The organism is Pseudomonas medicaginis (assembly GCF_965119365.1).
GTDB lineage: Bacteria > Pseudomonadota > Gammaproteobacteria > Pseudomonadales > Pseudomonadaceae > Aquipseudomonas.
On sequence record NZ_OZ221631.1, the window covers coordinates 4,472,511 to 4,487,104 of the forward strand.

A 14,594-nucleotide genomic window follows, 5' to 3' on the forward strand; every position below is an offset into this window, starting at 1 on the left:
CTATCGGCGCGCCAGCTCATGGCGCACACATTGTTCGTAGTAGGTCTGCTTGACGGCGGCCGGCTTGAGACGCGAAGCGCTGTTGTAGGTCTGCTCGGTAATGCCCAGGGCAGTCATGCGCATCCAGGGGCGGGGAAACTTGCGCACCTGCAGTTTCTTGCGCGCGCCGTACAGGCTGACGCCAGACAACTTCGACGCCTGCGCCCCCGCCGCGATGTCCGAACCCCAGCGGCACACGGACTGTTGGTTCTGCGTCAGCGCCCTGGCCTGGGCCTCGAGCGAGACCGCAACCAGGAGAAACGTCCCTACGATCCACATAGAAATACGCATAGGTTTGTCGCCCAACTTTCTGAAAGGAAAGAAGTTTGACCCTATGTAAATGAGCAAGGGGCCAGCATTTGCACAGAATGTGGAGCCTGTTTGCCTGCAAATTCCATGGAGGTTTGCCTTCGCCCGCTGCGCCGTCTTCCTAAGCGGCGAATATTCTAGAAACTCTTACAGATTAATAATTTAAATAATTGAAATTAAACGAATTTAACAAAACAAACTGACGTACAGTCCGTGGTAAGGGAGGGAGTTCCCTCGCCACGGTCATTGGCTTGCCAAGGTCATTGACCCGCCTTCGCTTCCTGTAGCAACTGCTGGATCACTTGCTCCTGCTCGCCATAACGCCCTTCGCCAAAGTGGCTGTAGCGCACCTGTCCCTTGGCATCGATGAAGTAATGGGCCGGCCAGTACTGATTGTTGAAGGCGCGCCAGATCGCATACTGATTGTCGATCGCCACCGGATAATGGATGTCCAGCTTGCGTACCTGCTCTCGGACGTTGTCGATGATCTTCTCGTAGCCGTATTCCGGGGTGTGGACACCGATCACCACCAGCCCGTCCTTTTCATACTGCTTCGCCCAACCGTTCACATAGGGCAAGGTGTGCTGGCAGTTGATGCAGTCGTAGGTCCAGAAGTCCACCAGCACCACCTTGCCCTTGAGTGATTCGCTGCTCAGCGGAGGTGAGTTCAGCCATTGCACCGCACCGTCCAGCGCAGGCATGGCGCCCTGGGCTTCGAGGGCCGGCATGGAACTTGCGCCAGCCTTGCTCACCACGTAGTCGATGGCCTTGGGCACGTTCTCCAGCAGGCTTTTTTCCAAGGTGGCCGATTGTTGGGAGGAAGTCGCCGCCAATAAGCGGTCATCCGCCCCGGTGCCAATCGCCACGGCCGCCAGCAACACCACCGCGCCCGTTCCCCGACGCAGCCAGCTGGTGATCGGCAGCGAGAGTTTCAGGCGTCCGACCAGTCCGCGCCCGGCCAGGATCAGCGTGCCCAGGGATAAGGCACTGCCCAGGCCGTAGGCGAGCAGCAGCAGGCTGGTTTGTGCGCTGGCGCCTTGCAGCATGGCGCCGGTCAGGATCACCCCGAGTATCGGCCCGGCGCACGGCGCCCAGAGCAACCCGGTGGCGACCCCGATCAACACCGAAGCCACAGGCCCGGCCATCCGCCCCGCCCCGGCATCCAGACGATTGCCCAGGCTGACCAGCGGCCGCGCCAGCCAGGTGCCGACCCGACTGAAGATCAGCGACAAGGCAAACACCACCATCACCACCAAGGCGACTTGCCGGCCGACGCTGCTGGCACGCAGCACCCACTCGCTGCTGACCACCGCCAGGCTGGAGACCAGGGCAAACGTCAGGACCATGCCGCCAAGGGTCAGCAGCACCGAGCCACGGGAGCGATCGGCCCGGGCGAACAAAAACGGCACCACCGGAAGAATACAGGGGCTGAGGATCGTCAGGACCCCGCCGAGAAAAGCGATCAGAAGCATGACAACACCTCAAAATGGGCTGAAACAAGAATAAGAGCCAAAACCTTTGTGGCGAGGGGATTTATCCCCTCGCCACAGTGACCTGGCAGCCATAACCAGGGTGTTGATCTCAGTTCTGGTTGCTGCAGTTGTCGGAAAACTTGCGATAGTCCAACGCCTGCGTGTGGCCTGCCGAATCCAGGTAGGTCATGTGGGCATTGACCACGCCGCAGGTCGGCTCGGCGTCTTCGGTGAGGGACAGCACCTTCTGGATGTCCAGGTGGGTGCCGTAGGTGTAGCTGTGGGCCTGCACGGTGCTTTCGGCCCGGGCCGACAGGGTGCAGATGTTCAGTGCAGCGAAAAGGCAGGCGGCGTAGAGGGCTTTGGTGTTCATGGCGATTCCTCGATTCAATGGGGGTTATCTGCCGAGGCCTGTCGTGTTGCCTCGATGGATGCCATTGAATGCCGCGCAGGTATCGCGTCTGTATCGAGCCAAGTGGCTTTTTGCATCGCTGTGTATCCGTCGCGCGCCAGATACACTGCAATACAAACCGCCGCAAGCCTTGCCGGGCGGGGCCTGTAGACTGCCCACAACGAAACGCAGAGGAGCTGGACGCCATGGATCATGTCGATCACGTGTTGATAGTCGATGACGATCGCGAGATCAGAGAGCTGGTGGGCAACTACCTGAAAAAGAATGGCTTGCGCACCACCGTCGTCGCCGATGGCCGGCAGATGCGCGCTTTCCTGGAAACCACCCCGGTGGACCTGATCGTGCTCGACATCATGATGCCCGGCGACGACGGCCTGGTGCTGTGCCGGGAGTTGCGTGCCGGCAAGCACAAGGCCACGCCGGTGCTGATGCTCACCGCGCGCAACGACGAAACCGACCGCATCATCGGCCTGGAAATGGGTGCCGATGATTATCTGGTCAAACCTTTCGCCGCCCGTGAACTGCTGGCGCGAATCAACGCCGTGCTGCGCCGCACCCGCATGCTGCCGCCCAACCTGGTGGTCACCGAAAGCGGTCGCCTGCTGGCGTTCGGCCGCTGGCGCCTGGACACCACCGCCCGCCACCTGCTGGACACCGACGGCACCATGGTTGCCTTGAGCGGCGCCGAGTATCGTTTGTTGCGGGTATTCCTCGACCACCCGCAACGGGTGCTCAACCGCGACCAGTTGCTCAACCTGACCCAGGGCCGGGACGCCGACCTGTTCGATCGCTCCATCGATTTGCTGGTCAGCCGCTTGCGCCAGCGCCTGCTGGATGACGCCCGGGAACCGGCCTACATCAAGACCGTGCGCAGCGAAGGCTACGTGTTTTCGCTGCCGGTGGAGATCCTCGAGGCGTCGGTATGAGACTGCCACTGCGTTGGCCGCGGACGCTGGCCTCGAGGTTGTCGCTGATCTTCCTGATCGGCCTGATCCTGGCCCAGGGCCTGTCCTTCGGCGCCCAGTACTACGAGCGCTACCAGAGCGCCAAGTCGACCATGCTCGGCAACCTGGAAACCGACGTCTCGACCTCCGTCGCCATTCTCGACCGCCTGCCAGCCGCCGAACGCCCGGCCTGGCTGCCGAAACTCGCCCGGCGCAATTATGGCTATCTGCTCGACGAAGGCCAGCCCGGCCAACCGATGGACCTTGCCGACGCGCCGATCTCGGTCAGTTCGATCCAGGAAGCCATCGGACAGGCCTATGCCCTGACCTTCAAACGGATTCCCGGGCCGACAATGCACTATCAGGCGCACCTGCGCCTGGGGGACGGCAGCCCGCTGACCATCGACGTACGTCCAGCAATGACGCCCCTTTCCCCCTGGCTGCCGATGGTGTTGCTCGGGCAGTTGGCGCTGTTGATCGGCTGCACCTGGCTGGCCGTGCGTATTGCCGTCGGTCCCCTCACCCGGCTCGCCCAGGCGGTGGAAACCCTCGACCCGAACGCCCACAGCGTGCGCCTGGATGAAAAAGGTCCGACCGAAGTGCTGCATGCGGCCAAGGCGTTCAATGCCATGCAGGACCGCATCGCCGCCTACCTCAAGGAACGCATGCAGTTGCTGGCGGCGATTTCCCACGACTTGCAGACGCCCATCACGCGCATGAAGCTGCGCGCCGAGTTCATGGACGAAGGGGTCGAGAGGGACAAATTGTGGAGCGACTTGAGCGAAATGGAGCACCTGGTGCGTGAAGGCGTGGCCTATGCCCGCAGCATCCATGGCGCCACCGAGGCCAGCTGCCGGATCAGCCTGGATGCATTTCTCGACAGCCTGGTGTTCGACTACCAGGACACTGGCAAGGATGTGCAACTGTCCGGAAAAAACGCCGCCGTTCTCGACACCCGGCCCCATGCCCTGCGGCGGGTGCTGGTCAACCTGGTGGACAACGCCTTGAAATTCGGCGGCGCGGCGCAGATCCACGTGCAGCCGGCCGGCAACGGGCAACTGGCGATCCAGGTACTGGACCGTGGGCCCGGGATCAACGAGCAGGAACTGGCCGACGTGCTCAAGCCGTTCTACCGGGTGGAAAGTTCGCGCAACCGGGAAACCGGCGGTACCGGCCTGGGCTTGGCCATCGCCCAGCAATTGGCAATCGCCATGGGCGGCTCACTGACCCTGAGCAACCGCGACGGCGGCGGCCTGTGCGCCGAGTTGCGCCTGGCATTCACGAGCTGACACAGCACTGTGTGCGAGCCTGCTCGGGGCAGCTCCCACAGAATTGGGGGCTACAACGTCGATGGCGGCCGCTGGATGAGCGAGTAATCTATGTTTTTATGGCCTTGAAACGACGGAAATGGACTTATTCGCTTGAAAATTGATCCCACTACGTGAGGATTGTCCCGAACGGCACCCAACGGTGCCGTTCAAAGGGATTTCAAGAGAGCGTGAATACCGTTGCCCCAGCGGGGCAAAAATTGCGCATCATAGGCGCCGTCCGCTCAAGGGAGATTTACATGCGTGCCATTTCATCCATCATGGGTCTTGTCGTGCTGTCGCTGGGCCTGGTGTTTACCACCAGCGCCACGGCCACCGAAGAGACGCGACTGGTCGAGTCCATCAACCTTTACCGCAGCCAATCCCAAAGCTGTGCCGGCCAGGCCTCGCTGGAATTGCCGCCGCTGGCAATGGACTCCCGGCTGATCCTGTCGGCCAATGGCATCGGCGACCTGCAACAGGCGTTGGCGCGGGCGGCCTATCCCATGGTCAACGTGCAAGCCATCAGCCTGTCCGGGCCGCGCGATGCGCAATCGGCCATGAAAGCCGTGCAGGAAAGCTTCTGCCAGGTGGTGCTCGACCCGCAGTTCGTCGACATCGGCGTCAGCCGCCTGGATCGCGAATGGCGCATCGTGCTGGCGCGCCCGTTGTTGTCGGCGCGCCTGGGCGATTGGCAGGCTGAAAGCCAGAAGCTGCTGAAGCTGATCAACACCGCCCGCGCCCAGCCGCGTCGCTGCGGCACCGAAGCGTTCGCCGCCACCACACCGCTGGCCTGGAACGCCACCTTGGCCCTGGCCGCCGTCACCCACACCCGTGCCATGGCCAACAACAATTTCTTCGACCACAAGGACCGCGACAACCGCATGCCAGGCGACCGCGCCGAACTGGCCGGCTATCTGGGCCAGTTGATCGGCGAGAACATCGCCGCCGGGCAAGACACCGCGCTCAAGGTGGTGGACGGCTGGCTGGCCAGCCCGGGACACTGTGCCAACCTGATGAACCCGCAGTTTCGCGAATTGGGCGCCGGGTACGCGACCGATCCGAAAAGCGATGCGGGGATCTATTGGACGGCGATGTTCGGCACCCAGTAGTACAAGCCGGCCGGCTGCTGCCATGGCGAGCTTGGGCGCGATAGCCGTTACGCGATCAACCTCAGCGCCCGTGGCTGACCTCGTACTGGCGCAGTACCTGCCGCACATGCCCCATGAACTGGCTCAACGAAGGTGATTGGGCCACCGGCTTGCGCTGCAACAGACCGATCGAGCGTTTCGCCGGCTGGTCGATGACCGTGACAGTGCACTGCTCGCCAATGTTGAACACCGCCGTGCAACTGGCCGGCAATAGGGAAAAACCCAATCCTTCGCGCACCAGGGCCGTGGCCGTGCTCATGTGCGCCACCTCCCAGGCAGGGACAGGGTCGACGTTCAGATAGCGCAACGCAGCGTCAGCCAGGGGCCGGATGCTGGTGTCTGGCGTAAGGGCGATGTAGGGCTGGCGCTTCCAGTCCTCAAGGCCTTCACCCGGATGTTCCTGATGGCTCAGCAACACCAGGTTGTCATCCACCAGACGCTCGAAACTCAGCCCGGACAAATCGTCGGGCAACGAACTGATGCCGGCATCTACCTCGCCTCGCTGCACCCAGCCCATGATTTCCCCGGCGCGGCCGTCCAGCACGCTCACCGTCACACCAGGGTTTTCACGCTGGAAAGCAGCGATGGCGATCGGCAGGAACGACGCGGCAGCGGTGGGCAAGGCCGCCAGTCGGAGGGTGCCACGGCTGAGGTTCACAGTGTCGCGAGCGTCGCGCACGGCATCGTCCATGTCTCGCAGCATGCGCCGGGCCTGGGGCAGGAAGTGCTCACCGGCGGGCGTCAGTTCGACGCTACGGGTGTTACGCGCCAGCAACTGCAGCCCCATGCTCTCTTCCAGTTTGCGAATGCTATAGCTCAGCGCCGGCTGGGACAGGTGCAACTGTTCTGCCGTGCGGGTGAAGCTCGAAGTCTCGGCGATCAAAATGAAGGCACGAAGCTGGCGAAAAGAAACGTTCATGGCCCGCTCATAAAATTAATGAATCAATTGATTCTATCTTTAAAATTCACAGAATAATTCAGTCTCTCCACTATGGGGCCACCCTTCAGTGGAACACGGACATGACAAAAACAATTCTCGTCGGGTGTGGTGCAGGTTTCGCCAATGATCGACCCGACGCCGCCCTGCGCCTGGCCCAGGATCTGGCGCAACGCAGCGGCCGGCGCTACATCATGCTGGAGCTGCTGGCTGAGCGGACCCTGGCCGAAGCGCAACTGCGCAAGCGCCTGAATCCACAAACCGGATACTCCGCCCGCCTGTTCGACTTCCTCGAACCCATGCTGGACCTGTGCATCGAGGCCGGCATCCCGATCATCACCAACGGCGGCGCTGCCAATCCCCGGGCGGCCGCGCAACGGCTGCGCCATGGGCTGGCGGGCCGCTTCCCCAAACTGAAAATCGCCTGCGTGCTGGGCGACGACTTGTTGGAAGAAACGCCCCCTCGTTACGAACGATGGTTGTCGTCGGATCCCTTGGAGCACCCCGTCTCGGTGAACGTCTACACCGGGGCCGACGGTATTGCCCAAGCGTTGGCCGAGGGCGCCGGTATCGTATTGTGTGGCCGGGTCGCGGATCCATCGCTGGCAGTGGGGGCGATCCGCCATGGGCTGGGTTGGCCGGCCGACGACTGGCAGAAAATGGCCGTCGCCACCACGGCCGGGCATCTGCTGGAATGTTGCACCCAGGTCACTGGCGGCTATTTTGCCCATCCCGGCATGAAGGATATTCCGGACCCGGCCAACCTCGGCTGTCCCATTGCCGAGGTCCACGAGGACGGTCACCTGATCATCGGCAAGACCCGCCACAGCGGTGGTCGGGTCAGCGAACAGACCGTCAAGGAACAACTTCTTTACGAAGTGCACGACCCTCGACGCTATCTGACGCCGGATGTGGTCCTGGACCTGGGCCAGGCCCGCGTCCAGGACCTGGGTGGGGACCGTGTCGAGATCAGTGGCCTGCTGGGTCATCCGCGTCCCGACACGCTCAAGGGCCTGGCAGGTGTGCGCGGCCTGTGGTTCGGGGAGGCGGAAATATCTTATGCAGGCCCCGGTGCCGTGGCGCGTGCCGCACTGGCGCGGGAGATCCTGCTGCAACGTTTTGACCAGTTGGCGCCGGGCATTCAGCCCTGGATCGACCTGTCCGGGGTCGCCAGCCTCTTCAACGACCAAGGCGGTCGTTACCTGCAAAAACAACTGGCCCAGGCGCCCTCCCTCGAGGATGTGCGCATGCGTATCGGCCTGAGCCACACCGACCGGCCGCTGGTGGAAGCGCTGCTGGCGGAGGTTGAATCGCTCTACACCAACGGACCGGCAGGCGGCGGTGGCGTGCGCCGGCACCTCACCGAGACCGTTACCACCCGCAGCTTCCTGCTGCCGCGAGATGAAATCCATACAACCCTGGAGTGGTACTGATGAACCTGGTCACCCTCGCCGACTATGCCCATGCCCGTGCCGGCGACAAGGGCAATATTCTCAGCATCGCCCTGTTCCCCCATGATCCCGCGCACTATTCATGGCTGCTACGGGAACTGACCTGCGCCCGAGTAGCCGAGCAATTCGCCACGCGACAGCCCTCCAAGGTGCATCGCTATGAGCTGGCGAACCTGAATGCCCTGAATTTCGTACTCGAGGACGCCCTGGAGGGGGGGGTGAACCGCAGTTGCGGTCTTGATCGCCATGGCAAGAGCCTGAGTTATCTGCTCCTGGCCTTGCGCTTGCCCGGACCGCAAGGCTGACCGATCCACCGCCCGAACCTTCGACAACAATAAAAAAGAGAGGCTGCAACATGATTACAACCCTGGGTTTCCTGATGATGCTCGCCATCATCGGATTGATATTGCTGCGCAGGATCAGTCCCGTGGTCGCGTTCACCACCCTGCCCGTGATCGCTTGCCTGCTGGCCGGCTTCAATCCCGGGCAGATCGGCGAGTTCATCAAGGCTGGCCTGATTACGGTAGCCCCGACCGCGGCACTGTTCCTGTTCGCCATCCTGTTCTTCGGCATCATGCGTGACCGGGGCCTGTTCGATCCGTTGGTCAACCTGCTGATCCGCAGCACGGGCGGCAAGCCGCTGGCCGTGGCGTTGGTGACGGTCTTGGTGACGTCGGTGGTCCATCTCGACGGCGTCGGCGCCGCCACGTTCTTGCTGACCATTCCGGCCTTGCTGCCCTTGTATAAACGCTTGAACATGAACCCGGCGATGCTGTTGTGCCTGGTCGGCACCACGGCCGGCGTAATCAATATGGTTCCCTGGGGTGGTACGACCGCCCGTGCCGCCGCGGTGTCCGGGCTCGATGCCACCGAGCTGTGGCTAGGCCTGCTGCCGGTGCAGATGGTGGGCCTGGCGTGCATGCTGCTTGTCGCGACCGTATTGGGCCTGCGCGCCCAGCGTCGCCAGCCGATGTCCCTGGGGGCGGCCGCCACCTGCGACCTGGACGGCCTGCAAGCCCAAGACCGCGAATTCAGCCTCTCGCCCCGAGAGCCGCGCTACTGGTTGAACGTGGCACTGACCGGTGGAATCCTCGTGTGTCTGTTCACTGGCATTTTCCCCTTGTATGCCTGTTTCATGGTGGGACTGGGCATCGCCCTGCCCTTGAACTTCCCATCCCTGGACGCCCAGGCCGAACGCCTCAAGGCCCATGCGGCCGACGCGCTGCAAATGGTCCTGGTGATGATGGCCGCCGCCGTCCTGCTGGGCGTGCTCTCCGGCGCGAAGATGTCCGACGGCATGGCCTTGGCCCTGATCGATCACCTGCCCGCGGGTTCTGCCCAATACCTGCACGTGATCGTTGGCTTCTTCGGCGTTCCCCTGGGCATGATCTTTTCACCGGACGCCTACTATTTCGCCCTGCTGCCGGTGATCAAGGACGTGGCCGCCGCAGCGGGTGTTCCCCTCGAGGCCGTGGCGCGGGCCATGCTGATCGGGGAGAACACCGGTTTTTCCATCAGCCCGGTGGTGCCCAGCGTGTACCTGGCGCTGGCATTGTCCGGCGTAGAGCTGCGCAAGCACATGGCCTATACGTTCTTCTGGGCCTGGGGCGTCAGCCTGGTGATGCTCGCCTTCGCCGTGGCGACCGGCGCGGTACAGGTGTAACGCTCAAGGAACAGGGGGTATGTCACATCGGAGTTTGCGCAGAGGGCGGGACTGACCTTTCGCAGATGGGCCAGGTCGGGCATTGATGTCGGCAGGCGCACCGCCATCGCGAGCAGGCTCGCTCCCACAGGGTTGACCGAACACAAAAACGCCGCTCAATGAGCGGCGCTTTTGTACCTCACCAGAACAGTGTCCAGCTTACAGCGCCATGTCAGCCGCTGGGTTGGCTTCTGGGGCTGCGGCCGGCGTTGCCGGTGCCGCGGTGCCGGCTGGCTTGCCGATTGCCGGTGGCGGGGCCAGTTGCAGGACCTCGCTGGTGTACGCCCATTCCTGGGCTACGCGCTCAGGGCTCTCGTTGAGCTTGGTGCCGTAGCTCGGCACGATCTGGCGCAGTTTTTCCTGCCAGGCCGGGCTGGCGACCTTGTCCTTGAAGACCTTCTCAAGCACGGTCAGCATGATCGGTGCAGCGGTCGAGGCACCTGGCGAAGCACCCAGCAGGCCGGCGATGCTGCCGTCCTGGGAGGACACCACCTCGGTGCCGAGTTTCAGGACGCCGCCCTTCTCTTCGTCACGCTTGATGATCTGCACGCGCTGGCCGGCCTGCCACAGGCGCCAATCTTTCTTGCTTGGCGTCCGGGAAGTACTCTTTCAGGGCATTGAAGCGATCTTCATCCGACAGCATCAACTGGCCGGCCAGGTATTCGACCAGCGGGTACTGTTCGATACCGACCTTGGTCATCGGCCACACGTTATGAGTGGTGGTGCTGGTCAGCAGGTCGAAGTACGAACCGTTCTTCAGGAACTTGGTGGAGAACGTTGCGAACGGGCCAAACAGGATCACGCGCTTGCCATCGAGCACACGGGTGTCCAGGTGCGGCACCGACATCGGTGGCGCGCCAACCGAAGCCTTGCCATAGGCCTTCGCCAGGTGCAACTGGGCGACGGTCGGGTTTTCGGTGACGAGGAAGGAACCACCCACCGGGAAACCTGCGTATTCACGCGCTTCCGGGATGTCGGACTTCTGCAGCAGGTGCAACGCACCACCGCCGGCGCCGATGAACACGAACTTGGCGTCGGTCTCGGTTTCGGTACCGTCTTTCAGGTTTTTGTACGAAACGCGCCAGGTGCCGTCTTCGTTGCGGGTGATCTCTTCCACTTCGCTGGACAGCTTGAGGGAGAAGTTCGGTTTAGTTTGCAAGTAAGCCGCGAATTGACGGGTGATTTCGCCGAAGTTCACGTCAGTCCCCAAAGGACTCCAGGTGGCTGCGATTTTCTGGCTCGGGTCACGCCCTTGCATCATCAGCGGAACCCACTTGCTGATCTGCTCGCGATCTTCGGAATACTCCATGCCGGCGAACAACGGGCTGGCCTGGAGGGCTTCGTAGCGCTTCTTCAGGAATGCGATGTTGTCATCACCCCACACGAAGCTCATGTGCGGCGTGGAATTGATGAACGAGCGCGGGTTCTTCAGCACACCGTTCTTGACCTGCCAGGACCAGAACTGACGGGAAATCTGGAAAGCTTCGTTGATCTCGATAGCCTTGACGATCTCGACCTTGCCGTTCTTGTCTTCCGGCGTGTAGTTCAGCTCGGCCAGCGCAGAGTGACCGGTACCGGCATTGTTCCAGCCGTTGGAGCTCTCTTCGGCAACACCGTCCAGGCGCTCGACCATTTCCATGGTCCAGCCCGGCTCCAGCTCATTGAGCCATACGCCGAGTGTCGAACTCATGATGCCCCCACCAATGAGCAAGACATCCACTTTTTTTGGCTCGGCGGCGTGCGTGGTCGCAAGACCCATCGCCATCGCCAGGCCCAGTAGCGCCGTGTGTGTTTTCTTCAACATGTGTGTATCCCTAGGATGAACGCCATTCCGTCCACCGGTCCTGATCAAGGATAGCCCACGTCCATGGCCGGCAACGCCAGCAGGGCGGCTATCGAGAAGGACTGGAGGATGGACCTACAGGGCCGAGCAATACGTCGGCCTCTCGTTTATGTCTCTCCGGCGCTGACTTCTTGTAGGTCTTGGCTTCAGCTGGGGTGAGGGACGCTGCAACGGTGTTCATCGGGCCTGACATGGCCGTGCCCGATTGTCGCAGCGGGAGGAGTTTACATAAGGAAATAAACAGACCGAAGCGCATTTTTACATTCCTGGCCAAAACGCCGACCAAATGACGGCGTTTTGATGGCGCTGTCCGCCCGCCCGGCAGGCGCTGCCCGGGCTGCAGGCGGCGCTCCCAGGGCACCGCTCCCACAGGTCTTGCGCTGAATGTTATCCCAGCATCTGACTCAACACCGCTCGCAACTTGCCGGGCTTGACCGGTTTGTTGAGCAGCGGTGCATCCAGCTTGCGCAGGGCGCGGCGGCACTGGTCGGTGCGGTCGGCGGTGATGATCACGGCCGGGATCGCCTGGTGGAAATGCTCGCGCAGGTGCTTGACCACTTCGCAGCCCACGACCCCATGATCCAGGTGGAAATCCGCCAGGATCAACTCCGGCGCGCGGCCTTGCAGCACGTCAAGGGCGCCCGCCTCGTCGGTGGCGGTCAACACGTCGCACCCCCATTGCCCCAACAGCGCGGCCATGCTTTGCAGGATGCTCAGTTCATTGTCGATCACCAACAAGCGTCGCCCCGGCAACGGGTTGCCGGCGACGGCCTGTACCGGGGCCAGCGACACGGGCAGTGGTTTTTCACTGGACAGCGGCACATCGATACTGAACACCGAGCCCCGCCCCGGCCGCGAACGCACCTGCACCCGGTAGCCGAGGATATGGGCGATGCGTTCGACAATTGCCAACCCCAGCCCCACGCCCTTGCGATCCGCCGCCCGGCCGACATCCAGTTGGTTGAATTCGAGAAAAATCGACTCCAGGCAATCGGCGGCGATCCCTCGCCCCGTGTCCCAGACCTCCAGGCTCAAGCGCCCTCCCCGGCGTCGGGCCGCCAGGAGAATGCCGCCCTGGTCGGTGTAGCGGCAGGCATTGCTCAGCAGGTTGCGCAGGATGCGGCTGATCAATCGCAGGTCGGTCAGCACCGCTTCGTCGCCAAACCGCACCCGCAACTCCAACCCGGCGGCACCGGCCACCGATTGAAACTCTGAAACCAGCGGTCCCAGCAACTCATCCAGCCGATACGGCGCCACGTCAGGCCTGACGGCGGCCTGATCGAGCCGGGAAATGTCCAGCAGGTCGGTGAGCAGGTCCTCGGCCCCTTCGAGCGCCTGATGGGTGCGTTCGACCAGCACATGTTCGGCGGCGGGCAGTTGACGCTCTCGCAACGTGGCGATCAGCAGGCGGGCCGCGTTGAGGGGCTGCAACAGATCATGGCTGGCGGCGGCCAGGTATTTGTCCTTGCTGCGGTTGGCAGCCTGGGCGACATCCCGGGCGTCGCGCAATTGCTGTTCGACCTGCTCGCGCTGGGCAATCTGCTGCTGCAGGTTATGGTTGGCCTCCAACAACGCATCGGTGCGCTCGGCCACCCGCTGCTCCAGTTGGTCATTGAGCTGTTGCAGGTGTTGCCGGGCCTGCTCCAGCTCATCGAGGCGCGCCGCCAGTTCCGGGTAGTGACTCTTGCGCGTCGAGTGATTGCCCAGCCCCAGCAGCCCGGCCAGGGCCTTTTGCTGCTCGTCAGAGGGCTTCGCCATAGACGACCTCGACATCCCGCTGGCTCGACTCCCGAGGATTGGTGAGGATGCACGGATCGTGCATCGCGTGTTGCGACAGGAACGGAATGTCCGAGGTGCTGACGCCGTGCAGCCCCAAGGTCTCATGGAAACCGATGGTGCGCTTGAGGGCAATCAGGTGCTCCACCAGCCGGGCGCGGATCTGCCGGTGGTTCAGCCCCCGGCAATCGATACCCAGGGTCTCGGCAATCACCTTGAAACGCTCCGGTGCCGAGTTGTAGTTGAACGCCACCACATGCTCCACCAGGACCGCGTTGCACAAGCCATGGGGCAAATCGAGGAAACCGCCCAGGCTGTGGGACATCGCATGCACCGCCCCGAGGATCGCATTGGAGAACGCCAGCCCGGCCTGCATGCTGCCCAGCATGATTTTTTCCCGCAGGGCGACGTCTGCCGGGTTGGCGATCATCTGCACCAGGTTGCTGTTGATCAGGCGCATGGCTTCCAGCGCATGGGGGTCGGTCAACGGACCGTGGCCGGTGGACACGAACGCCTCGATGGCATGCACCAGGGCGTCGATGCCGGTACAGGCGGACAAGAACGGGTCCATGCTCAGGGTGGTTTCCGGGTCGATCAACGATACGTCCGGCACCGCCGCCTTGCTGACGATGGAGAACTTCATGCGTTCTTGCTGGTTGGAGATGATCACGAACTGCGACACGTCCGCCGAGGTCCCCGCCGTGGTGGGAATCAGGATCAGTGGCGGGCTGGGCACGTGCAGGGTATCGACGCCTTCGAATTCGAGGATGTTGCGGCCGTGGGCGACGACAATGCCGATGCCTTTGCCGCAATCCATGGGGCTGCCACCGCCCACCGCGACGATGACATCGCAATGGTTTTCCCGGTACAGGTCGGCACCGAGCATCACTTCCTCGACCCGCGGATTGGGCGAGACTGAGCTGTAGACGCAGTAATCGATGCCTTGGGCCTGGAGACTGGCTTCGACGTCAGCCACCCAACCGGCGGCGATGACCCCGGGATCGGTGACGATCAGCACCTTGCGTGCACCGAAGGTCTTGGCGTAATTGCCGACATTGTGCCGACAACCGGCACCGAACATGATTTCAGGGGAAACGAACTTGCGCAGCGGGCTGAGGCTCATCTTTTCAGGTACGTGGCTCATCGGTAAGCCTGTTGTTATTGTCTTGGGATACCTTGAGCCTAAAGCATCCCACCGTGATTGCAATCAGACCAATGGGTAGCCCGGCCTGAACGCGTCAGGCCGGGCCG

Annotated in this window: 12 protein-coding genes and 1 pseudogene; 6 read left to right on the plus strand and 7 right to left on the minus strand. The window is 62.6% G+C overall.

The window, feature by feature from the left end; all coding sequences use genetic code 11:
* From ACMTA2_RS19790 to ACMTA2_RS19800, 3 genes are all read right to left on the minus strand, one after another.
* Positions 1 to 330 (minus strand): hypothetical protein, encoded by a 330-nt coding sequence (locus tag ACMTA2_RS19790; protein WP_413791386.1) that lies wholly within the window; start codon positions 328 to 330, stop codon positions 1 to 3.
* 278 nt (positions 331 to 608) lie between these two features.
* Entirely contained in the window at positions 609 to 1,820 is a 1,212-nt protein-coding gene (locus ACMTA2_RS19795) for a cytochrome c biogenesis protein DipZ (protein ID WP_413791387.1), read from the minus strand.
* A gap of 109 nt (positions 1,821 to 1,929) precedes the next feature.
* Positions 1,930 to 2,193 carry a DUF2790 domain-containing protein gene (locus tag ACMTA2_RS19800; protein WP_413791388.1) on the minus strand — a complete coding sequence of 88 codons (264 nt, stop codon included), beginning with the start codon at positions 2,191 to 2,193 and terminating at the stop codon, positions 1,930 to 1,932.
* A gap of 224 nt (positions 2,194 to 2,417) precedes the next feature.
* On the opposite strand from ACMTA2_RS19800, the gene ACMTA2_RS19805 reads away from it, so the two are divergent.
* The 3 genes from ACMTA2_RS19805 to ACMTA2_RS19815 all read left to right on the plus strand — a co-directional run bounded on the left by ACMTA2_RS19805 (position 2,418) and on the right by ACMTA2_RS19815 (position 5,595).
* Positions 2,418 to 3,158, plus strand: a complete 741-nt coding sequence (locus ACMTA2_RS19805) for a response regulator (protein ID WP_003202589.1) — start codon at positions 2,418 to 2,420, stop codon at positions 3,156 to 3,158.
* On the plus strand, positions 3,155 to 4,465 hold the full coding sequence (locus ACMTA2_RS19810; protein WP_413791389.1) for an ATP-binding protein: 1,311 nt from the start codon (positions 3,155 to 3,157) through the stop codon (positions 4,463 to 4,465). The genes ACMTA2_RS19805 and ACMTA2_RS19810 overlap by 4 nt, the downstream gene beginning before the upstream one ends.
* A gap of 278 nt (positions 4,466 to 4,743) precedes the next feature.
* Complete coding sequence (locus ACMTA2_RS19815; RefSeq protein WP_413791390.1) at positions 4,744 to 5,595, plus strand: CAP domain-containing protein; 852 nt, start codon at positions 4,744 to 4,746, stop codon at positions 5,593 to 5,595.
* Between the two features lie 61 nt (positions 5,596 to 5,656).
* Here ACMTA2_RS19815 and ACMTA2_RS19820 read toward each other — a convergent pair whose 3' ends face one another.
* Positions 5,657 to 6,553: a LysR family transcriptional regulator gene (locus ACMTA2_RS19820; protein WP_413791391.1), complete on the minus strand. Its 897-nt coding sequence runs from the start codon at positions 6,551 to 6,553 to the stop codon at positions 5,657 to 5,659.
* 101 nt (positions 6,554 to 6,654) lie between these two features.
* On the opposite strand from ACMTA2_RS19820, the gene ACMTA2_RS19825 reads away from it, so the two are divergent.
* Genes ACMTA2_RS19825 through ACMTA2_RS19835 form a run of 3 tightly spaced genes read left to right on the plus strand, consistent with a single transcriptional unit; the run spans position 6,655 to position 9,685 of the window.
* Complete coding sequence (locus ACMTA2_RS19825) at positions 6,655 to 8,004, plus strand: acyclic terpene utilization AtuA family protein (protein ID WP_413791392.1); 1,350 nt, start codon at positions 6,655 to 6,657, stop codon at positions 8,002 to 8,004.
* Positions 8,004 to 8,327, plus strand: a complete 324-nt coding sequence (locus tag ACMTA2_RS19830) for an AtuA-related protein (protein WP_413791393.1) — start codon at positions 8,004 to 8,006, stop codon at positions 8,325 to 8,327. Before ACMTA2_RS19825 ends, ACMTA2_RS19830 begins: the two co-directional genes overlap by 1 nt.
* 50 nt (positions 8,328 to 8,377) lie before the next feature.
* Positions 8,378 to 9,685: a CitMHS family transporter gene (locus ACMTA2_RS19835; protein ID WP_413791394.1), complete on the plus strand. Its 1,308-nt coding sequence runs from the start codon at positions 8,378 to 8,380 to the stop codon at positions 9,683 to 9,685.
* Positions 9,686 to 9,883: 198 nt separating this feature from the next.
* Here ACMTA2_RS19835 and mqo read toward each other — a convergent pair.
* The 3 genes and pseudogenes from mqo to ercA all read right to left on the minus strand — a co-directional run bounded on the left by mqo (position 9,884) and on the right by ercA (position 14,466).
* Positions 9,884 to 11,528: pseudogene (gene mqo / locus ACMTA2_RS19840) on the minus strand (malate dehydrogenase (quinone)).
* 426 nt (positions 11,529 to 11,954) lie between these two features.
* Entirely contained in the window at positions 11,955 to 13,325 is a 1,371-nt protein-coding gene (locus ACMTA2_RS19845) for a NahK/ErcS family hybrid sensor histidine kinase/response regulator (RefSeq protein WP_413791395.1), read from the minus strand.
* A complete protein-coding gene (ercA, locus tag ACMTA2_RS19850; protein WP_413795693.1) occupies positions 13,309 to 14,466 on the minus strand; it encodes an alcohol dehydrogenase-like regulatory protein ErcA in 1,158 nt (385 codons plus the stop codon). Before ercA ends, ACMTA2_RS19845 begins: the two co-directional genes overlap by 17 nt.
* Positions 14,467 to 14,594 lie beyond the last annotated feature (128 nt).

Coding starts and splice junctions, on each gene's coding strand:
- ACMTA2_RS19795 (WP_413791387.1), bottom strand. CDS start 1,820: ATGCTTCTGATCGCTTTTCTCGGCGGGGTCCTGACGATCCTCAGCCCC.
- ACMTA2_RS19800 (WP_413791388.1), bottom strand. CDS start 2,193: ATGAACACCAAAGCCCTCTACGCCGCCTGCCTTTTCGCTGCACTGAAC.
- ACMTA2_RS19810 (WP_413791389.1), top strand. CDS start 3,155: ATGAGACTGCCACTGCGTTGGCCGCGGACGCTGGCCTCGAGGTTGTCG.
- ACMTA2_RS19805 (WP_003202589.1), top strand. CDS start 2,418: ATGGATCATGTCGATCACGTGTTGATAGTCGATGACGATCGCGAGATC.
- ACMTA2_RS19790 (WP_413791386.1), bottom strand. CDS start 330: ATGCGTATTTCTATGTGGATCGTAGGGACGTTTCTCCTGGTTGCGGTC.
- ACMTA2_RS19820 (WP_413791391.1), bottom strand. CDS start 6,553: ATGAACGTTTCTTTTCGCCAGCTTCGTGCCTTCATTTTGATCGCCGAG.
- ACMTA2_RS19815 (WP_413791390.1), top strand. CDS start 4,744: ATGCGTGCCATTTCATCCATCATGGGTCTTGTCGTGCTGTCGCTGGGC.
- ACMTA2_RS19830 (WP_413791393.1), top strand. CDS start 8,004: ATGAACCTGGTCACCCTCGCCGACTATGCCCATGCCCGTGCCGGCGAC.
- ACMTA2_RS19845 (WP_413791395.1), bottom strand. CDS start 13,325: ATGGCGAAGCCCTCTGACGAGCAGCAAAAGGCCCTGGCCGGGCTGCTG.
- ercA (WP_413795693.1), bottom strand. CDS start 14,466: ATGAGCCTCAGCCCGCTGCGCAAGTTCGTTTCCCCTGAAATCATGTTC.
- ACMTA2_RS19835 (WP_413791394.1), top strand. CDS start 8,378: ATGATTACAACCCTGGGTTTCCTGATGATGCTCGCCATCATCGGATTG.
- ACMTA2_RS19825 (WP_413791392.1), top strand. CDS start 6,655: ATGACAAAAACAATTCTCGTCGGGTGTGGTGCAGGTTTCGCCAATGAT.